Annotated in this window: 15 protein-coding genes and 2 tRNA genes; 10 read left to right on the top strand and 7 right to left on the bottom strand. The window is 49.0% G+C overall.

All coding sequences use genetic code 11. The features are described 5' to 3' along the window. The first annotated feature begins 7 nt into the window (after positions 1–7). The 5 genes from accA (at position 8) to tilS (ending at position 8,719) form a co-directional block, all read left to right on the top strand. A complete protein-coding gene (gene accA, locus CBP31_RS03170; RefSeq protein ID WP_087034835.1) occupies positions 8–958 on the top strand; it encodes an acetyl-CoA carboxylase carboxyl transferase subunit alpha in 951 nt (316 codons plus the stop codon). Positions 959–1,915: 957 nt separating this feature from the next. Then, positions 1,916–4,828: a ligand-binding sensor domain-containing diguanylate cyclase gene (locus tag CBP31_RS03165; protein WP_161492500.1), complete on the top strand. Its 2,913-nt coding sequence runs from the start codon at positions 1,916–1,918 to the stop codon at positions 4,826–4,828. Positions 4,829–4,907: 79 nt separating this feature from the next. Next, positions 4,908–5,660, top strand: coding sequence for a M48 family metalloprotease (locus CBP31_RS03160; protein ID WP_087034833.1), 753 nt, complete (start codon positions 4,908–4,910; stop codon positions 5,658–5,660). A gap of 636 nt (positions 5,661–6,296) precedes the next feature. Continuing rightward, positions 6,297–7,046: a M48 family metalloprotease gene (locus CBP31_RS03155; RefSeq protein WP_227875117.1), complete on the top strand. Its 750-nt coding sequence runs from the start codon at positions 6,297–6,299 to the stop codon at positions 7,044–7,046. Positions 7,047–7,384: 338 nt separating this feature from the next. Continuing rightward, on the top strand, positions 7,385–8,719 hold the full coding sequence (tilS, locus tag CBP31_RS03150; protein ID WP_087034832.1) for a tRNA lysidine(34) synthetase TilS: 1,335 nt from the start codon (positions 7,385–7,387) through the stop codon (positions 8,717–8,719). Between the two features lie 441 nt (positions 8,720–9,160). Here tilS and xthA read toward each other — a convergent pair whose 3' ends face one another. Continuing rightward, complete coding sequence (gene xthA, locus CBP31_RS03145; protein ID WP_087034831.1) at positions 9,161–9,967, bottom strand: exodeoxyribonuclease III; 807 nt, start codon at positions 9,965–9,967, stop codon at positions 9,161–9,163. 418 nt (positions 9,968–10,385) lie between these two features. Between xthA and CBP31_RS03140 the strand changes: the two genes are divergently transcribed. Beyond that, the gene (locus CBP31_RS03140; protein ID WP_087034830.1) at positions 10,386–11,462 is read left to right on the top strand and encodes an efflux RND transporter periplasmic adaptor subunit; all 1,077 of its coding nucleotides are present in this window, start codon (positions 10,386–10,388) and stop codon (positions 11,460–11,462) included. Next, positions 11,449–14,562 (top strand): efflux RND transporter permease subunit, encoded by a 3,114-nt coding sequence (locus CBP31_RS03135; RefSeq protein WP_087034829.1) that lies wholly within the window; start codon positions 11,449–11,451, stop codon positions 14,560–14,562. Before CBP31_RS03140 ends, CBP31_RS03135 begins: the two co-directional genes overlap by 14 nt. 204 nt (positions 14,563–14,766) lie before the next feature. On the opposite strand, the gene CBP31_RS03125 is transcribed toward CBP31_RS03135, so the two are convergent. Beyond that, on the bottom strand, positions 14,767–15,246 hold the full coding sequence (locus CBP31_RS03125; RefSeq protein WP_087034827.1) for a VC2046/SO_2500 family protein: 480 nt from the start codon (positions 15,244–15,246) through the stop codon (positions 14,767–14,769). Between the two features lie 122 nt (positions 15,247–15,368). Here CBP31_RS03125 and CBP31_RS03120 point away from each other — a divergent pair. Both CBP31_RS03120 and CBP31_RS03115 read left to right on the top strand, forming a co-directional pair. Beyond that, a tRNA-Tyr gene (locus CBP31_RS03120) sits at positions 15,369–15,453 on the top strand. Between the two features lie 169 nt (positions 15,454–15,622). Beyond that, positions 15,623–15,707 (top strand) — tRNA-Tyr (locus tag CBP31_RS03115). A 151-nt stretch (positions 15,708–15,858) separates the two neighbouring features. Here CBP31_RS03115 and CBP31_RS03110 read toward each other — a convergent pair. The 5 genes from CBP31_RS03110 to CBP31_RS03090 form a co-directional block, all read right to left on the bottom strand. Then, on the bottom strand, positions 15,859–16,944 hold the full coding sequence (locus tag CBP31_RS03110; protein ID WP_087034826.1) for a ketoacyl-ACP synthase III: 1,086 nt from the start codon (positions 16,942–16,944) through the stop codon (positions 15,859–15,861). A gap of 139 nt (positions 16,945–17,083) precedes the next feature. Next, the gene (locus tag CBP31_RS03105; protein ID WP_087034825.1) at positions 17,084–17,461 is read right to left on the bottom strand and encodes a thiol-disulfide oxidoreductase DCC family protein; all 378 of its coding nucleotides are present in this window, start codon (positions 17,459–17,461) and stop codon (positions 17,084–17,086) included. A 249-nt stretch (positions 17,462–17,710) separates the two neighbouring features. Then, positions 17,711–19,201: a carboxypeptidase M32 gene (locus CBP31_RS03100; RefSeq protein WP_087034824.1), complete on the bottom strand. Its 1,491-nt coding sequence runs from the start codon at positions 19,199–19,201 to the stop codon at positions 17,711–17,713. A gap of 224 nt (positions 19,202–19,425) precedes the next feature. Further along, positions 19,426–19,572 carry a DUF3149 domain-containing protein gene (locus CBP31_RS03095; protein WP_087034823.1) on the bottom strand — a complete coding sequence of 49 codons (147 nt, stop codon included), beginning with the start codon at positions 19,570–19,572 and terminating at the stop codon, positions 19,426–19,428. 171 nt (positions 19,573–19,743) lie between these two features. Next, positions 19,744–20,592 (bottom strand): TraB/GumN family protein, encoded by an 849-nt coding sequence (locus CBP31_RS03090; protein WP_087034822.1) that lies wholly within the window; start codon positions 20,590–20,592, stop codon positions 19,744–19,746. A 131-nt stretch (positions 20,593–20,723) separates the two neighbouring features. On the opposite strand from CBP31_RS03090, the gene CBP31_RS03085 reads away from it, so the two are divergent. Next, positions 20,724–21,062, top strand: coding sequence for a DUF1904 family protein (locus tag CBP31_RS03085; RefSeq protein WP_087034821.1), 339 nt, complete (start codon positions 20,724–20,726; stop codon positions 21,060–21,062). The last annotated feature ends 8 nt before the right edge of the window (positions 21,063–21,070 follow it).

Here is a 21,070-nt window from a genome sequence, read left to right as displayed (position 1 = left end):
GGGTCCTATGAACCAGCATTTTCTGGATTTTGAACAACCGATTGCTGAGCTGCAAGCTCAGATCGAAGAGCTGCGTCACGTAAATGAAGGCGATGCGGTGGATCTCGACGAAGAAGTCAGCCGTTTAGAAGTTAAGCGTGAAGAACTGACCAAAAAAGTGTTCAGTAACTTAGGCTCATGGCAGATCTCGCAATTAGCGCGTCATCCTGCTCGTCCTCATACGCTGGATTACATCGAACACATTTTTGATGAGTTTGACGAACTGGCCGGCGACCGCGCTTACGCCGACGATAAAGCCATGGTGGGCGGCATTGCGCGCATCGATGGTCGTCCGGTGATGGTGATTGGTCAGCAAAAAGGCCGTGAAACTAAAGAAAAGATCCGTCGTAACTTCGGTATGCCGCGCCCAGAAGGTTACCGTAAAGCCTTACGTCTGATGGAAATGGCCGAGCGCTTTAACATGCCAATCCTGACCTTTATCGACACTCCTGGTGCATACCCAGGGGTGGGCGCTGAAGAGCGCGGTCAGAGCGAAGCGATTGCGCGTAACCTCAAGGTGATGTCGGGCTTAAAAGTGCCGATTATCTGTACCGTGATAGGTGAAGGTGGTTCAGGTGGTGCTTTGGCCATTGGTGTGGGTGACCGGGTGAACATGATGCAATATTCAACCTACTCAGTTATCTCTCCTGAAGGTTGTGCGTCTATTTTGTGGAAGAGCGCCGATAAAGCCTCACTCGCCGCCGAAGCCATGGGCATTACCGCTAAGCGAATTCATGAGCTGAAATTAATCGATAGCATAGTGGACGAGCCCATTGGTGGCGCCCACGGCAATCCGTTATTAGCCGCTAAATCATTAAAGGCACGTTTGCTGATCGATTTGGCTGACTTGGATAAGCTGGACCAAAGCGCGCTGTTAGAACAACGCTACCAGCGCCTGATGGGCTTCGGTTATTGCTAATCGCTTCGCTCCCGTGAGGAGTGAGGCGTAAAGGGTGAAGTGTAAAACACTCAACCTTATAAGCTAGAAACTAGAAGTTATAGAGCACTGAGCCCATAAGCTCGGTGCTTTTTTTATGCCTTTATGTATGTAGGATATCTCGCTCTTGGCCCTAAAACCCTAAGTTCTAAAACCATATTTGCCACGGAATATACGGAAAGGCACGGACGAAGAGCAAAATATCAACAGCTAAGAGCATTTATTGTGTAAGAACTTACCAATAAAAAGCCTGCTTTAGTTAGCTATGCAATGGGACTTTTATGTCGATCTTAAATAGAGCGATTATTTAGTGTGTTTGGTATTAATGGGTCTTAGGGAATGGGGGATCTAACACCTAAGCCCAACCGGCAATCAGCACAGTCTTTTGTAGTGTGCCGCTTTAGCTGGCACTCCCGTCTCAGCGGGAATGATTCTAGTTCTAATTCTTCTGCTTCGCAGAATTCGCAGCTAAAGCGCGAAGCTACAAAGATCCACAGCTAAAGCGTGGGACTACAAGTACAGTGTCTATCTTTGTAACTCGCAGGGGGCTTCTCTAGTTTTCCGTTTAAACAGACCACTTTTTTACTTGGATTAGTATTAGATTTTTTCACATCATTTTATATTAATGGGTATAGAGTTAGCTTGCTTTGCTCAATTATTGTACGGATTTTAGCTTTATCGTTAATGGCATGTAACGATTGATTCGATTAATGTAATGCAAATAATCAATCCCCCTCATTAAAATAGCGTTGGTTTGGTGTTCATGTTACTAAAAACTTGTTTATAACTTAAAAATAGATAGCATGGTTGCGCTTACGTTACGTTCACTTAAAAATTCAGCCTGCTATTTACTATGTTTTTCTACTATTTCAGGATTGAACTTATCAGTATCAATTGCCTTACATGGCCAGTTACTAACTCATGGGTCACCACTTACAGATGAGTACATTATTTAATCTGTTGCATTATGCCAATAAGCGCAGCTTGATGTTATTACTTGGCCTCTGTTTTACTTCATGCTTACTGCAAGCGCAGACCATTCCATTATCTCATTATCAGCAAAACTACTGGACTACCTTGGATGGTTTACCTAATAACACTATCCATGCCATTAACCAAACCGCAGAAGGTTACTTATGGTTTGCTACTTGGGAAGGCGTGGCCCGATATAATGGTGATCAATTTCGAGTATTTTCCCGTGGCGAAGAAACAGGATTGGCTGATGCGGCGGTGCGCAGCTTAACAATCGATGGCGCAGGTTTATGGGCGACGGGGGTGAAAGGCGATATTAGCCATTACTCAGATAACCAATGGACACCTCAAGCTAATGCCAGCGCCATGATTAATGATGTCGTGGTCGATAATGCAGGTTTACTGTGGTTAGCTACCGAAGGCGAGGGTATTTATGTGCGCCAAGGTGAGCAGACCATTGCGCATTTTGATATTGCCTCAGGGTTACCCAGTAATGATGTCTATCAATTAGCGCAAGATGCAGCGGGGCGTATATGGGCAGGCACCTCACTGGGATTAGTATGGATCAGTGACAATAAGGTGCAGCTCGTCCCTGAGTTAAGCGGTATGCAGGTGTCAGCCTTATTACTGAATCAGCAAGAACAGCTGTTGATTGGCACCGCTAGCGGCTTATACCAAGCCGAGCAAACAGCAGTGAGCCAAATTTATCCAGAACTGACTAATAATGCCATTATTAGTTTATTAGAAGATGACCAAGCTAATCTTTGGCTGGGCACTCGAGAGCATGGGCTATTGCGGGTGAGTGAGTTGGGCATTGAGCAATTAACGGCAGCAGACGGGCTACAGGAACAACGCGTGATTTCTTTATTTCAAGATAGCGAGCGCAGTATTTGGATTGGTACTCATGCGGGATTAATGCGGCTGCGTAATGTGCCCTTTGTCAGTTTTAGCGAGCAAGATGGCTTAGCGAGTAATTATGTACGCACTGTGTTGGCCCACAGTGATGGCTCGCTATGGGTAGGTAGTAGTGGCGGCCTTAGTCAGCGTAATGATGAACAATTTAACCCGCTGGCGCTGACCATGCCCGATGGTTTGCCGCCCTCTATTGTTAGCTTGGCTGAAGGTGTAAACAAAGAGCTATGGGTGGGTACCTTTAGCCATGGCTTACTGCGCGTAGAGCAGGGCCAAGTGACACGTAGTTATACTACTTCCGAGGGCGGTGTTGAGAATGAGGTGCGTGCCATAGTGGCGGAGCCCGATGGTAGCCTCTGGGTTGGTACTGCTGCGGGCCTACTACGACTCAGTAATGATCTGCTTGCAAGCTATGCAGACATTGATCCCCTACTCAGTAATTTTATTTTGAGCCTACATAGAGCAGTTAACGGCGATATTTGGGTGGGCTTGCGCCATGGCGCGGCCATTATTCGTGAGGGCCAAGTTATACCGATTGATATTAGTCGTCATGATGGGGCGGCATATGTGTTTGGTTTTTACTCAGAGCCCAATGGTGATTATGTATGGTTGGCCACAGATGTGGGCTTAGTACGCTACCGCTATGGGGATCAAAGTTTAAGCCTAATGGGTAAAGAACAAGGCTTACCGATAGATAAAATATTTGAAGTCATTAATGATAATAACGGCAACTTATGGCTGAGCAGTAACTTGGGCATGACACGCATTAGCCTAGCGGCGGCCCATAAAGTGGCGGATGGTTTGCAAGAGCGCCTGGAGTTTGAGCAGTTTAATGAAAGAGATGGTATGGCAAGCAGCCAAACCCACGGCAGCTCTAACCCAGGCGCCATGTTAGGGGCTGATGGTCAAGTTTGGGTGGCCACGGCGCGCGGCCTGACGAGCATGGATCCAGCACGTTTGGCTAAATTTACTCATGCTAATTTCCCCGTCATCCTTGAAGAGCTTAAAGTCTCGGGCGTGACTCAGGCCTTACAGTCAGATCTGGTGTTACCGGCAGGCAGTAATCGAGTGCAGTTTAATTATGCCGGCTTAGGTTTTGTGATGGCAGAGCGTATTCAATATCGTACTTTGCTGGAAGGCTTTGACGAAGACTGGGTGTTGCGCGGCACCCAACACAGTGCCGAGTATACTAATCTAGCGCCTGGTGATTATGTATTTCGCGTGGCAGCCGCATACTCTTATCAAGATTGGGATGAACAAGAAGCTAGGATTGCGTTCACAATATTACCCTTTATTTGGCAACTGTCTTTTTTCTGGGTAATCATTGCCATCTTGGTGATTATGTCACTGTGGTTATTGATGCGCTTGCGTCTGCAATTGCTGACCTTTCATGCCCAAGAGTTAACACGTCAAGTGAGTGACAAAACCCAAGAGTTACAATTGCAAGCTCAAGCATTTGAACGCCAAGCGCGAGTAGATGTGTTAACCGGCTTACCTAATAGACGTGGGTTTGATGAAGGCTTAGCTGCCGCATTTGCGCGCGCTCGACGCTCAGCTTTGCCCATAACCTTAGTGGTGATTGATATCGACCATTTTAAATTGGTGAATGACACTTGGTCTCATGGCGTTGGTGATCAGGTTATTAAGATAGTAGCGGATATTATTCGTCAAGAAATTAGAGAGGTAGATATGCCCGCGCGCTGGGGAGGCGAAGAGTTCACCTTATTGCTGGAAAATACGAAAATAAATGAGGCGGTGCCCATTTGTGAGCGACTACGCTTGGCGGTAATGAATTATGACTATAGCGATATTGACGCCAACTTTAAGCTCACTATTAGCTTAGGTGTAGCGCAAAGCAGTCTTAATATGGAGGAACATAATTTACTCGCTAATGCGGATTTGGCGCTGTATCAGGCTAAACGCCAAGGGCGCAATCGGGTGATGACCTTTACGGATATAAATAAGTAATATATGGTGGCGGCGCTTAAATAATAATAAAACTAAATAAAAAATTTAATTTTACAGTTACGCACAAGGATTGAGAGCAATGAAAAGAACACTACTGGCTGCCAGCCTACTTACGTTAGGCCTAAGCGGCTGTGTATCTGACGAGCATAGTCAATTACTGGGTGCCGGTGTAAAGGCATGGCAAGGCTTCACCTTATCTAAAAGCGAATTGCAGGCGCAAGCCAGTTTATCTGCTAAACAAATGGACAGAGAAAACGAACTAGCACCAAAGGACAGCAAATATAGCAAGCGTTTAGATAAGTTGACTGCGAATTTATTGCAAGTAGATGGCACGCCACTAAATTTTCAAGTTTATTTGGACGATGAAATTAACGCTTTCGCTATGCCTGATGGCACGATTCGCGTTTATTCAGGTTTAATGGATGCGATGCATGATGATGAACTGGTGGCCGTTATTGGACATGAAATGGGTCACATCAAGCATGAGCACTCATTAAGTCAGTTTAAAGCGACTTATATGGCCGCCGCCGCCCGCCAAGCTGCAAGCGCATTTGGTGAGAAAGCCGCTAAGCTCGCGTCTTCTGAATATGCCGACATGGGCGTTGAGTTTATGTCTGCGCAATTCTCCCAAAAAGATGAGTTGGAATCAGACTTGTATGGCATTGAAGTGTTGTGTCAATTAAATATGGACCCTTATGCAGCTCTTCGTGCGCAGCAAGTCTTGCTCAAGCATGCAGCCAGTGAAGGTGGTTTGTTTGCCACCCACCCTTCCAGCAACGAGCGCATTGACCAAGCTCGCACGGCTGCGGGTAATGCGAGCTGCCGTTCATAATAAGCACTCAGCTGAAATGTTAACGCCAAAAGCCGTCCTGATGACGGCTTTTTTATACCATTCTAAGTAAAATAATGATCACTTTTAGTTCTAGATCCAGAACCAATCTTGCAACGGAAGAACGCAGAACCCACGGAACAATTAAGATGGGATAAGATCGACAAGTGACAGGGAGCAAGAGCTTATTTATTGTAATAACCCGCTTATTGTAAGGAGGCGGGTTAGCTCTTACCTATTAAAGCCTTTTATTTTAGTTTTGGCTTTGTCAGATTTGAGCACTATTTTTCCGTGTTCTTCCGTGGGTTCCGTTGCGAAAAGGTTTTGATCAGTTAGTTTGCCTGATTGGTATTATTGGCAAAAATTGGCCGTGGTTGAAGTTTTATTGGGGCCACTGCAATATCGGATTATTACCCTAATAACTAACCAAGCCGCCTTTCGTGTTGCTGTCGCTAGCTCTACTTCCTTTGTTACCGTTGCTGCTGTAGTGCAATGATTTGTATCATTAGGTTGTTCATATGCGCCGTCTGATGCAGATAAGCCATCAGAGCCAAGGTACTCTTAGACAATGATTGATTGACTCGCCGGATATTTTGCTCTGTTATACAGTTTCCGTGATACGCAAGAGGTTTAAGAGACATGAAAAAAACACTGATAGCTGCCAGTATTCTCACTTTAAGTTTAAGTGGTTGCGTAGCCGACGATGGCGGCCAGTTGTTGGGTGCCGGCTTAACCGCGTTTCAAGGCATGACCATTAGCAAAGCTGAGCTGCAAGCTCAGGCTAGCCTCGCCGCCCAAAAAATGGATGCCGATAATAAAGTCGCGCCCGCGAACAATGCTTACAGCCAACGCTTAGCCAAGGTGACCCAAGGCCTAACACAAATTGACGGTACGCCGCTGAATTTTAAAGTCTATTTAGACAAGGAAATTAACGCTTTTGCTATGCCTGATGGCACGGTGCGTGTTTACTCCGGTTTGATGGATGTAATGAAAGACGACGAGCTGATGTCGGTGATCGGTCATGAAGTGGCGCATATCAAATATGAGCATACCCTAGGCCAGTTTAAAAACGCGTATCTCACTGCGGCCGCCCGTCAGGCGGCATCTGCTGCTGGTGGCACTATTGGTGCCTTGGCGAGCTCTGACTATGCGGAGCTGGGTAGCCAATTTTTGGGCGCACAGTTCTCACAAAAAGATGAGCTGCAAGCGGATGTTTATGGCGTAGAAGTACTATGCCAGCAAGGCATGGATCCTTATGCCGCCATGCGCGCGCAACAAATATTGATGCAAAAATCAGGTAATGGCGGCGGGCTGTTTTCTAGCCACCCCGCGACCAACAAGCGTATTGAGTTAGTCCGCGACGCTGCCGCAAACTCAAGCTGTCGCTAACAAGCAACTGAAGAGCGAGGCGAGCAGGGTATGAGATAAGACCTAACAGCCAGCTTTTAGCTTGAAGTGGTAAGATAAACACCGGATCCTAGATCCGGTGTTTTTGTTATAGCGGTACTAATCATAGATCTTTTTTCGCCACGGAATACACGGAATGACACGGACGGAAAGCAACACAGCCTAGAATTTATTGTAAAAGATCTTATTAATACACCGTACAACATCTTGTTCTTAGACCTTTCCGTGTATTCCGTGGCAAAGTAGTTTGTAGTCATTAATCCTGGCTCTTTTTTAGCTGATAATGACTGAAAACTGACCGCTGTATTTAAAGGTGCTCCATGTCTTTGTATCCCATTTTTTGCCGCCAAATGCGTGGCTTAACACCCGACCATTCATTGGTGGTGGCCTTTAGTGGCGGGCTAGACTCGACGGTCTTATTAGCACTGGCGGCACAGTTTGCTAAAGAGCGCGGCATTGCTATTCGCGCCGTGCACATTGCTCATGGCTTGCAAGACGCCGCCAAAGCGTGGCCGGCGCATTGTACAGAGGTAGCCGCAGCGTTAGGCGTGGCTTGTGTGACTAAAGCGGTGCAAGTAGTACTCGGGCCCAGAGTTAGCCTAGAAGCGGCGGCCCGCGAGGCGCGTTATCAAGCCTTGAGTGAAGCCATGCAGCCTAATGATATTTTACTCACCGGCCACCATCTGGACGACCAAGCGGAAACCTTGTTGCTGGCGCTTAAGCGCGGCGCTGGCATTAAAGGGCTGGCGGCCATGCCAGAGCGCAAGCCCTTTGGCTGTGAGCGAAAGCAGAATCAACAATGGCGGCCGTTGTTATCTTGCTCGCGCCAATCTTTAGAAGCTTACGCCACAGAGCAGGGTTTAAGCTGGATAGAAGATCCCAGTAATAGCGATAATAACTTCGACCGTAATTTTTTACGTAATCGCATCTTGCCGACGCTATTAGCGCAGTGGCCCTCTTTTAATGAGACCTTATCGCGCAGTGCCGAGTTGTGTGCCGAGCAATTGCAATTGGCTCAAGAGTGGGCCGAGTGTGATTTACCGGCGTTGTTGAACGGGGCGAGTGGCTTGAACATAGACGGCTTAGCAGCGCTAAGTGTAGCGCGGCGCCATAATGTGCTGCGACATTGGTTGCAGCAACATAATGTGCACCCTAGTCGCGCGCAATTACACGCTATCTGGCAAGAAGTGGCCTTGGCGCGTAATGATGCTAACCCCGAAGTGCGGTTGGACGCTTCTCGAATCTGCCGTTATCAAGATGCGCTTTATGTGCCCCAAAAAGCGGGCCAGCCCATTGCGTTATTACAGCTAAAGGCTGAGCTTTGGCTGGATGCCGGAGTAGGGCGGTTGCGTCTGAGTTGGGTAGAACAAGAGGCAGATTTAATCGCTGAGCTTGATATCAGCCTGTTGCAGCTGAGCTTTAATATCAGCGGACTTAGAGCACAGCCCCAAGGGCGAGCTGGCTCGCGACCGTTAAAGAAATTATGGCAAGAATATGCAGTGCCACCTTGGCAACGCAGCCAAATGCCGCTTTTGCTCCAAGGAGAAGAGTTAGTGGCTATCCCAAGCTTATTTATCAGCCAAGCCTATGTTCCCAAGCCCGATCAAGCAGGCTGGCGCATAGAATGGGAGCCAAAGCTGGAAGGTAAGCTCTAACATTGGTCCTTGCGAGGAGTACAACGACGCGGCAATCCATAGTTATGTACCGCGCCGTTGTAGTATGGATTGCCGCGCTACGCTCGCAAAGACGGAATAAGAAAGGCCAGAGCCAAATCCTAACCTTGGTCATTGCGAGGAGTGTAACGACGCGGCAATCCATAGTTATGTACCGCGCCGTTGTGGTATAGATTGCCGCGCTACGCTCGCAAAGACGGAATAAGAAAGGCCAGAGCCAAACCCTAACCTTAGTCCTTGCGAGGAGTGTAACGACGCGGCAATCCATAGTTATGTACCGCGCCGTTGTGGTATAGATTGCCGCGCTACGCTCGCAAAGACGGAATAAGAAAGGCCAGAGCCAATCCTAACCTTGGTCATTGCGAGGAGTGCAACGACGCGGCAATCCACATTCACCCTTCACCCTTTACACATCACAATAAGTTACTTAAACGTCGCCCAGATGGGCGCGTGATCGGACGGCTTTTCGATGCCGCGTAATTCGTAGTCGATGCCGGTTTCCAGCAATTGCTCGATTAATGGCTGGGTGGCCAATACTAAATCGATGCGCAGGCCGCGGTTATCATCAAAGCCGCGGCTGCGATAATCAAACCACGAATATTGCTCGGTCTGCTCAGGATTTTGCAAACGCCAAGTATCGATTAATCCCCAACTCAGCAAACGCTCCATCCATTCCCGCTCTTCTGGTAAAAATGAGCACTTACCATCGCGCAACCAGCGTTTACGGTTGGGCTCACCAATGCCGATATCTAAATCCGTGTGCGAAATATTTACATCACCCATCACGATCACCGCTTCATCTGGGGTGTGATATTCGGTGAGGTAGGCTTGCAAGTCTTCATAAAACTTCGCCTTGGCCGGAAACTTAGTCTCGTGCTTGCGGTTTTCACCTTGCGGAAAATAGCCGTTTAAGATGGTGACTTCACTGCCATCGGGGCGGGCAAAGCGGCCCATGATCATGCGTCGCTGGGCATCTTCTTCATCACCGGGAAAGCCCTTGCGGATTTCCAGTGGGGTTTGCTTGCACAGCATGGCTACGCCGTAATGGGCTTTTTGACCGTGAAAATACACCTGATAGCCCATGGCTTCTACCGCTTCTACCGGGAACACCTCGTCGTGCACCTTGATTTCTTGCAGGCCAATCACATCCGGCTGGTGCTTATCGATAATGGCTTGCAATTGATGCAAACGCGCCCTAAGTCCATTGATATTAAAGGAGATAACTTTCATAAATATAAAAGCCTGATACAAAAAAGATGACGCTATGCTAGCAGAAAGTAGCCCTTCCAGCGATACATAGCGCCCAGCGCCCAGCTAAACAAAGAGCCCAAACAAGATACCGGAGCAAGTCCGGTATGACGGCATAAGAACGAGGTGTTTTATGGTTTGGCCGTATTCCTGACGGACGTCAGGATCTCGCTCTTGGTGTCTTCAAAACCAAAACCAGATACCGGATCAGGTCCGTTATGACGGTATAAGAACGAGGTGTTTTGCAGGTTTTGATGCTTTCTTTTAGCTGGGCGCTTGGTGCTGGGCGCTCGGCGCTGCTTTCAGTAACATATTGTCACATTTTGCCGTCTGCCAGACATAGTTTGCAGACACGAACAAGGTACACTAGGGCGAGCTTTGCATAAGGAATAATAACAACATGAAATATAAGAATAATAACGCGGGATGGCGACCTTATTTATGGCTGGCATTGGTGTGCGTTTCCTCGATGACCCAGGCCCAATATAAAGCGGTGGTGACCACGGCCGAAGTGACTGAGATGCCGGTGATGGCCAGTATCGAACTTATGGGTACCTTAAAAGCCAATCAACAGGTGGCGATAGCCCCCCAAGTGAGTGCCAGGGTAACCCAGGTGCATTTTGAGTCAGGCCAATTAGTTAAAAAAGGCCAAGTGTTATTGAGCCTAGATAACAGAGCAGCAAAAGCTCAGGTGCGAGAAGCGCAAGCTTCACTCATGGATGCGCAGCGCATTTTCAAAAACTATAACACCTTGTTTTCGCGCAAAGCCGTTACCCAAACCGAGCTTGATGGCCAACAGGCGGCGGTGGCCATGGCAGAGGCTAAACTAGCAGCGGCACAGGTGCAGGCTTCGTATTTAACCTTACATGCGCCCTTTAGTGGTGTGATGGGCTTAACGGATGTGGCCCCCGGCGCCTTGTTGGCGGCCAATGAGCCCGTGGCCGACTTATTGGACATTAGCCAGTTAAAGTTGGATGTAGCTTTGCCGGAAAAGTATTTTAATAAGGTAAAAGTGGGTGAAACACTCACCGCCTATAGCGATGCCTATGGCGAGCAAGCCTTTAACGGCAAACTGGCGGTAATGGCGCCGAGTGTGAACAGCGACAGTTTAAATGCCACCGTGCGTTTAGTGTTTGATAACTCGATGCCTGAGAACTCTCAACCTGATAATGCTAAGCCAGATAAAACGCACAACACACTGGTACCCGGTATGTTGATGCGCGTAGCACTGACCGTCGATAACAGTGTACAGCTGGCAATTCCGGTGCAAAGTCTGTTGTATGCGGGCCAGCAGCGTTATGTGTATGTGGTGGATGCAGAAAACAAAGTCAGCCGCCGTGATGTGACCATTGGCCGTAATATGGGCGAGCAAGTGACGGTCGTCGACGGCCTTAAAGCCGGCGAGCGCGTGATCAGTGCCGGTACCGTCAAAGTACGCGTAGGCAGTGTAGTTGAGGTATTAGATGAAGCTCTCTGATCTCTCGATTGCACGGCCGGTGCTGGCCACGGTATTAAGCTTAATGCTGTGCGTGTTTGGTTTGATCTCTTTTTTGGAGTTACCGCTGCGGGAAATGCCGGACACCACCTCTCCCGTGGTCACGGTGCGCACTACTTACACGGGGGCCAGTGCCGCCGTATTAGAAGTGCAAGTTACTAAGCGCCTAGAAGACGAGCTATCAGGCATCAGTGATGTGAAATACATTAGCTCCAGTACCAGCGATGGCAGCTCCAGTATTACCATCGAATTTGATCCCTCCCGTGACTTAGACAGCGCCGCCAGTGATGTGCGTGAAGCCGTGGCGCGGGCCTCGCGAAAATTACCCGATGATGCAGATGCCCCCATCGTTACCAAAGACACGGGGCGTAATGATGTGATCTTGTGGATCACCTTGCGCTCCACGGGTATGTCGCCCTTGGCCATGGGGGATTATGCAGAAAATGTGTTGGCGGATCGCTTTAGTCTGCTCGATGGCGTGAGCTCAGTAGTCGTAGGTGGGCGTAAAGAGCGGGTGATGAATATTCGCCTCGACCCGGTCGCCATGGCGGCACGGGGCATTACGGTGGCGGATATTCGCGCCGCCTTACGCTCGCAAAACGTGGAGCTGCCCGCAGGCGTGCTAGAAAATAACCAGCAAAACTATGCCACCCGTATTCAGCGCAGCTTTGAAGAGGCCGTTAATTTTCAACGCTTAAGCATTCGGAGAATCGATGCCGACAGCCGTGTGTATCTCTCAGATGTGGCCGAGGTGTGGGAGGGCGAAAAGCCAGAAAACACCCTGTTTCGCTCCAACGGCCAGAATGTTGTGGGCTTAGGTATCGTTAAACAAAGCCAAGCTAATACGCTGGATGTGGTTAATGAAGTGAAAAAGGCCATTGGCGCGCAACAACCGTTTTTGCCCGATGGCACCGAGCTTACCTGGACCTTCGACAGCTCAGTGTTTATCGACAGCGCCATCGATGAGGTGTATCAAACCTTGATGATCATCGTCGGCTTAGTGGTGTTGGTGATTTATATCTTCTTAGGCCAGGTGCGTGCCACCCTGATCCCCGCCATTACGGTGCCGGTCTCATTAATCAGTGCCTTTATTGCGGCCTTCGCCTTGGGCTACTCGGTCAACCTGATTACCTTAATGGCGCTGATCATGGCCATCGGCTTGGTGGTGGATGATGCGATTGTGGTGCTGGAAAATATTTACCATCACCTAGAGCGCGGGCGATCACCCTTGGCCGCCGCTTATTATGGCACTCGAGAAGTAGGCTTTGCGGTGATTGCCACCACGCTCACCTTAGTGGCCGTGTTTGTGCCCATCATTTTTATGGGCGGTATTATTGGTCGTATCTTTACTGAGTTTGCGGTCTTGTTGTCTGCCGCGGTGATCTTTTCATCCATAGTGGCACTCACTCTTAGTCCGGTAATGAGCGTTAAGATACTTAAGTCTCATCAGGCACCGACTAAGCTGGCGCTGCGCTTTAATGCCGGCTTTGCCAAACTGGAACGCGGTTATAAACGCTTACTCAATATGGGGCTAAATAAAGGAAAGAGCCGCCCTTGGTGGGCACCTGTGGTGATGGTCATGGCATTGGGGTTGACCGTTTGGCTGCTTAGCCAAGTGCCGCAAAGCTTAACGCCTAAAGAAGACCGCGGCTCGGTATTTGTGTTGGTACGCGGCGCGGAAGGGGCCAGCTTTGATCGCATGAGCTTGGCCATGGGCGAAATTGAACAACGACTGAACCCCCTGCTCGACGAGGGCATCGCCACTAACTTAACGGTGCGCACCCCCGGTTTTGGCGGCGGCGTTAACAGTGGCATGGTGATCATCAGTTTAGAGAACTGGGATAAGCGTGATGTGCCCGCCGAGCAAGTGGTTAATCGTATTCGTGGTTTAACGCGAGATGTGGCCGATGTGTTGGTGATCCCGATTTTACCGTCTTCGATCCGCGGCGGCTCTAGCTCACCGGTGGAGTTTGTGATCACTGGCAGTGATTATGACGAGCTCTACCAGTGGGCCGAGCAGTTACGCGGCTTGGCGCAAGATAACCCAGGCTTAAGCGATATCGATCTGGATTACGCGCAAACCAAGCCAGAATTGCTGGTCGAGGTGGATCAACAGCGCGCCGCCAAGCTGGGCATTTCGGTGACAGATGTTGCCGACAGCCTCAATGTGATGCTGGGTGGGCAAGCCATTACCACCTACGAGCGCCAAGGCGAAGAATACGACGTGTATTTAAAAGGCCAGCAAGAGGTGTTTCGCCAACTCAGCGACCTTGGGGGTATTTATTTGCGCAGCGGTCATGGCGAACTGGTCTCGCTCGATAATCTGGTGAGCTTAAATGAGCAGGGCACGTCTGCTTCGCTTAACCATTACAACCGCAAAAAAGCCATTACCTTAAGTGCTAACTTAGTCGGCAGTTACAGCTTGGGTGAAGCGCTGGATTATTTAGATGACTTGGTGCGTGAGCACCTGCCCGATAACGCCATTGCCGATTATAAAGGGGAGTCGCTGGAATATAAGAACAACCAAAGTGATGTGGCCTTCGTGTTTGGCTTGGCGTTAGTGGTGGTATTCTTAATTCTAGCGGCGCAATTTGAGAGCTTTATCCATCCCTTTATTGTGTTGTTGACCGTGCCGCTCGGGCTGGTAGGCGGTTTATTAGGGCTGTATTTTGCCGGCATGAGCTTAAACGCCTATAGCCAGATTGCCATGGTGATGCTGATTGGCTTAGTCACTAAAAACGGCATCTTAATTGTGGAGTTTGCCAACCAGTTGCGCGATCGCGGCATTCCCTTCGATGAAGCGGTCACCGAGGCTGCAGTCAGGCGGTTAAGGCCGATTTTAATGACCGCTTTCACCACTATTATTGGTGCTATTCCGCTAATTTTAGCCAGTGGCGCTGGCGCAGAAAGTCGCCAAAACGTCGGTATAGTGGTGTTCACCGGCGTATCGCTCGCCACCTTACTCACCTTGTTTATCGTGCCTGCCATGTATCGCCTACTGGCGCGCGGCACCCAATCCCCTGAGCATCAGCAACGCTTATTGGCAGCAGCGCTTGAAGAACCAGTAAAGGGTGAAGAGTGAAGTGTACGAGCTAAAACGGTGCCATCGTTCGGCACTGAGCCAGAGCAAAGACGGTGTTTATCTTTATGCCGTCTTCCTGATGGACATCAGGATCTCGGTTTCGTCTTTAGATTTTAAACATAAAAGCGAGATCCTGAAACAAGTTCAGGATGACAGCGAGGGTAGGTGGATTAGTTTAACGCCTTACACTTCACGCTTCACGGGTTAAGCCATGGCCCTAACGGACTCGATGATTGATAGCATGCGGCTAGGATCTTGGGGCAGGGTACTGTTGAGTTGCTCACCATTGAAGCGGGCTTGGGTGCGGGGGCTTAAGTTGCTGCTCACTTCATATGGCAGCACATCTGGGCTGACGCGCAGCGGCTCGGCGCGCATGGCTAACATTAAGCGCATGCTATCTTGTTGCAAGTCCGTCGCTAAGGCCGAGAGCTGCGGGGCTCTGATGCTGTCTTGCTCTTCGGCGTACAGAGGGCTAGTTTGTGGTAAATCAAAAAATTGGCGCCAGTTAACTTGGCCCTGTTCATCTTTGGTGGCTTCGATGCGCGGTAAATCTCGCGCATCATCCGACAGTAATGCCAGTAACAAGCCGAAATCGCTACGACGCCCCTCAGAGACCGCAGTGTTAAGGCGGTCTCCGAGTTGGCTGTCGTTTACGAGTAGCGTGTTATGGATGTCGGTCAGCATAATTAAGTTTAAAAAATAGGCATTTGATTAGTTATCGGCAGCAAAGCGCTTTTAATTAGCAAAAAATTGCCATTAGGGGTTCACAAACAGAATTCTTTTGGTAATATGCGCCTCACAAGTGTGGAGGAGTTCCCGAGTGGCTAAAGGGATCAGACTGTAAATCTGACGGCTCAGCCTTCGCTGGTTCGAATCCAGCCTCCTCCACCATTAATTTAAAATGGTGTGATGAATAAACACACTGTTTAGTAAATATTTAAGTAAGTAATTAAAATAGTGAGATTTAATTGATTAATAATGCAGCTAAATTAGCAAGTATTAACCGATTAAAAATTAGCCAGCACATTTAAAGACATAACTAAATATAAGTTTTAAATGTGGAGGAGTTCCCGAGTGGCTAAAGGGATCAGACTGTAAATCTGACGGCTCAGCCTTCGCTGGTTCGAATCCAGCCTCCTCCACCACCCTTTAAAAGGCCAGTGCTTAGCACTGGCCTTTTTTCATATTTTTTAGCCGTCATCCTGACGCACGTCAGGATCTCGTAGTAGATTTTATTACGAAGAGCATGACTGCATTGAAACAATAAAACGCCAATCTTCAGCTTTTTGCTCTGCTTTAGGCTTCATTTTGCGCTTGCTGACAGCCTTTAATGGCTGACGCTAATAACTGCAGCGCGCTATGCTCACAAGGCGGCAAGGTTGCATCAGACACTTGTAGTGGTGTGACTCGCTCGCCCCAGCGAATAACGCCGGCACCCCAGGTTAGTCCGGCACCAAAAGCGGCAGTTAATAATAAGGCGCCCGACTTAATGCGGCCTTGTTCAAGTGCTTCACACAAGGCGATGGGCACGGTGGCGGCAGAAGTATTGCCGTAGTGTTCTATGTTGATCATGACCTTGTCGCTGGGCATGGCCATCTTCTTGGCCAAAGTCTCAATAATACGCACGTTCGCTTGATGCGGTAATAACAGGTCGATATCGGCACCGGTCAGTTTCGCTTGGGCTAAAACGTGGCTTGCGGCTTCGCCCATGCCTTTGACTGCGCGCTTAAAGATTTCTTTGCCGTCAAAGTTCACCTCAAATAAGCCATCGGTATGCGCAAAGCGCTCCCGACTTGTGCCTGAATTTGGGATAGCTAAAATATCACTCGCTTCGGCGTCGCAACCCAGCTTGTCGGCAATGAGGCCTACCGGCTGATCACTGGCTTCTAAGATAACGGCACCGGCACCATCGCCAAATAACACGGCGGTGTCGCGCTGGGTCCAGTCTAAATAATGGGTTAAGCGCTCAGCACCGATCACCAACACCTTTTGCATGGTGCCGGCTTTAATCAGGGCGCTACCCACACTTAAGCCATAAATAAAGCCAGTACAGGCGGCGTTAATATCAAAGACTGCGGCTTTACTGGCACCTAAGTTACGCTGTATCGCAGAGGCAGCGCTCGGCACTAGGGTATCTGCGCTGGCGGTGGCCAAAATGATGCAATCAAGCTGGTCTGCGGTTAAGCCTGCGGCAGCTAAGGCGTGCTGGGCGGCCACAGTGGCGAGAGCCGAGGTGTTTACATGGGAAATACGGCGCGAGCGAATACCGGTGCGGCTATAAATCCAGTCATCAGAGGTATCTAAAAAAGTACTTAAGTCGTCGTTACTTAAGGCGGCAGGGGGCAAACATTTACCCCAGCCGCTAATATTGGCATAGCGCATCATTAGGCCTGCAAGTGTTAAGTTATGGAGTTTTGTTATGCCTTAGCGGCGTTTAGGTGTCAAATTTAGTGTCGAGCAAGCGACCGTTGAACCACTATAGATAGATGGCTTAAGGATAGTTGGCTTAAGGATAGATGGCTTAAATGCGCCCTTGGCGCTTTAAACGGCGTTCTACCCAAGTGCGATACAACCAAGATAGGCAAGGGCGGATCACCGGCAGGCCGATAAACCAGGCCAAAAGCTTTAGCCGAGGTACGCGCTGCATCAATAAGATATAGGCATCCAGCTCAGATAGCACAGTGCCATCACTGGTTTGCACATGTAGCTCTCGCATCACATGGCCCGGATCCAGCCCAAGGTTTAACAGCACCTCATCTTGGTCGGTAATATCAAACCAGTAAATATCATTACCGCCAGCTCCGGCCCAGCGCTCGTAGTTAGCGCGATCTTTTATACAGCCCTCACAACTGCCGTCGTAAAATACCACCAACTTATGGTGAGCTTCCTTGTTATCCATTAGATCCTCCTAACGAAATGCTAAAGTACAGAGCAACAAACTAAATATTTTATCGCCACGGAATACACAGAAACACACGGACATAGAGCAATAAAGGCAGAGCGGAAATACATTTATATTGTAAGGTCTAACCAACTAACAATTTTCCTTTTATTAGTTGGTATTTTTCTGTGTTATTCCGTGTATTCCGTGGCAAAAACAGTTTTTCTTCCTGCTCTTAGCTGGGCGCCGGGCGCTCGGCGCTGTGTCTTATCTCAAATATCGTTGCTCTAAATGTAGCTTAAAGGCGTTGGCGGTTAGCGGTTGGCCGCACGCTTGAGTAATCAGCTGATCGGTTTCTAACAAGCTGGCATGTTGCCAAATATTGTGTTGTAGCCAGTCGAAAACGCTAGGTAAATCTTGGCTAATAAGTTGGTCAAATGAGCCTAATTCCGTTTGCATGGCCTGGGCCTGTTGAGCCGCATACATGGCGCCTAAAGTGTAACTAGGAAAGTAACCAAAACTGCCGTCGGTCCAGTGAATATCTTGCATGCAGCCGTCCTTATAGTTGCCTTGGGTACTGATGCCTAAATATTGCTGCATCAGCTGATCCCAGCGCTCGGGCAAGTCTTTGGCTTGCAGCTTACCTTCAATCAGGTCGCGCTCAATTTCATAGCGCAGCATCACGTGAGCCGGATAGGTAACTTCGTCTGCATCCACGCGAATTAAACCGGGCTTAACGCGGGTATAGAGTTTGCTTAAGTTGTCGGCGCTAAACGCCGGCTGCTCACCAAATTGTTGTACCAACAGGGGGGCCAGCTTGGCGATAAAGGCCGGATGACGCGCCAATTGCATCTCAAAAAATAGACTCTGTGACTCGTGCACGCCCATGGAGCGCGCTTGGCCGACCGGTAAACTGCGCCATTGTGCCGGTAGCCCTTGCTCGTAGCGGGCATGGCCGGTTTCATGAATAACGCCCATCAAGGCCTGTGCCACATCCTGCTCATCGTAGCGAGTGGTTAAGCGCACATCTTCGCTCACGCCGCCACAAAATGGGTGCACACTCACGTCTAAGCGGCCGTGATTAAAGTCAAAGCCCAACAATTGCATAATCTCTAATCCGAGGGCTTTTTGTTGGGCGGTGGCAAAAGAGCCTTGAGGTTGTAATACCCGATCTCCCGCCTGTTTGGCTTGTACCTCTGTTATGAGGCTGGGCAGCCATTGTTTTACGCCGTCAAACAGTGGGTCAAGTGTGGCGGTGCGCATGCCTGGTTCAAACTGTTCGAGCAAGCTGTCGTAACGGGATAAGCCCAGTACTTCGGCGCGTGCCGCGGCCACTTGGCGCGACAGGTTTAACACTTCTTCAAATAGCGGTAAAAAACCGGCCCAATCGTTGGCTGGGCGTAGGCTGCGCCACGCATGCTCACAGCGCGAACCTGCCAGTGAAAATGCCCCTACCAAATCGCTGGGTAACATAGTGGCATCACGCCACTGGCGTTGCATGGCCTGTAAACTTATTTTTTGTTCGGCCGTTAATGCTGGCTCTGTGTTTGTTGGCGACTCTGCTGCGGCAAACCAATCGGCCAGCCTGGGGTCTTGTAGCTGTTGATGGCTAAGTACGGCCAGGGTGCTCATGGCTTCGGCGCGGGCTTGGTTGCCGCCCGCTGGCATCATGGTGGCCTGATCCCAGCCACAGATGGCCGCAATATGCTGCAAGTGATATTGCTGTTGAAAATGCTGACTTAAGGCTGAGTAAGACATGTGGCTCCAGAAAAGTATGAATGCAAAGTCTGGAGTTAATCATAAAGCGTGCGTCAGCGCCAAGTTGGCGGCCTTATTGGGCGGGCTTTAATAAAAATAGCACGCAAGAGAACGGCAAGCCTAGGGGAGGAAGAGGGGCTGGCCGTTATTAGAACTGTGGATGATAAAAATACTTATTTTTTAATTTTTGTAATTAAATTACTTTCATCAAGCAGAAAGGGAAATTACTCTTCTTCTGGTTGAGGCGCAGTGCGTACTTTATAAACAAAGTAGCAGCATATCACGCTGACTATGATAGTAGTGGATATGATAGTCATCATCGACATAAAGCCAATATCACTGCCAAACATTAAATCAAGCCAAAATTTCATAGTCGTCTCCCTTCGTGTGCGCTATGAAGGTATCTTAACGACTGGAAATAACCCTATGCTGATCTTGATCAATAAAGCGCACTGTCGATGATTTATCGAATGTACGCCTTAAATGAATGGTTTTTAAATGTCTGACATATGTTGTTAATTGAATGTAAGTTATTTGAGACCCTAAACTTCATTTATTTTCTGTAACTGGTAGCCGTCTTGTTGCAGTAAATCGAGCAAGCCCTGCTCGCCGTATAAATGCAAGGCGCCTACTACGATCAGTGCTTGGGAGGGGGCTTGGCGTTTTAGCTCCGCTAGCCATAAACGATTGCGGGCCCACAACAATTCTTGGCGGATAAAGTCAGTCAGCTCTGGCGTACCTTGGTCTTCGAGTAAGGCTAACAGCGCTTGCTCATCACCGCTGTGCCAAGTGCTAAACAATAACGCTAAGTGCTCAGCCATTTGCTCTTGCTCTTGAAGGCTATGGCGTACAAAGTCTTGCTCTAAGTTGCGCTCAGCTAACGATGCCATCAGCTTAAACACCAAGCTCGGTGGCTCCAAGCCAGAAACAGGAACACCTTGTTGCTGGGCCAGTTGCAGCATTTGCATATCAATTCCCTGACTGCTCACAAATCCTAACCGCTGTGCCTGAACTTGGCTCAGCTGCATGGCGGCAAACCAAGGCGGCAAGCGCTTTAAATGGGATAAACTGAGCTCGTTCAACTGTTGTTCAAGCTGGTCACTCAAAGATGTACCCAGTCGGGCTTGCCACGTCTCTGTGGCCGGTAACCTTATAAAAGGCGCCAGCATTTGCGGGGTAACCGTATTGGGATCCACCTCCAAATATAAATGCTCACTGCGCTGCAGTTGCTCGACTAAAGCCTGAGGTAACTGAGTTAGTCGGGCATCTGCGAGATGAATAGAGCCAAAAAGCCACAGTTGTTGTTCGCCTTTGGTCGCCGACCACAGGGAAGGGGTGGCTAAGCTATAACCACTGCACGCCCACAATAATAAAAAAGATAGTATTTTCATGTTAAATCCTGTTTTGGTGCTCCCGCTTTGCTTACACTGCAGAGCTATTATTTTTCTTATGCTGTCCCTAATGCGACTGTCCTTAACTTCAACATCCCTAACATCAACCTCCCTAACAACAGGATTAGATTATGCCTCATTTACGTTTTCGTGGAATGTCCAGAGCCACCGTTAAAGCAATCAGCAAAACTTTAGTGACTACCTTAGCCCCCGTCATTAGTAGCCCAGAAAATCACTTTGTAGTGGAATTTATCCCCGCCGAGTTTGTACGTGACGGTCAAATCATGTCCGGTCAGCCGCTCATCGAAGTGCTGTGGTTTACCCGACCACAGGCGCTGCAAGACCAAGTAGCGACCTTGATCACCGAGGCAATGCGCGCCTACCTTGAACCAGACCAAGATCTTTGCATTATCTTTACCGCCCTAGAAGGGCACAATTATTACGAAAATGGCCAACACTACGGCAAATAACCTGTTGC

The organism is Oceanisphaera profunda, assembly GCF_002157895.1.
GTDB classification, from domain to species: domain Bacteria; phylum Pseudomonadota; class Gammaproteobacteria; order Enterobacterales; family Aeromonadaceae; genus Oceanimonas; species Oceanimonas profunda.
The sequence above is the reverse complement of the archived record's forward strand: the minus strand, read 5'-3'. Positions and strand labels throughout refer to the sequence as shown.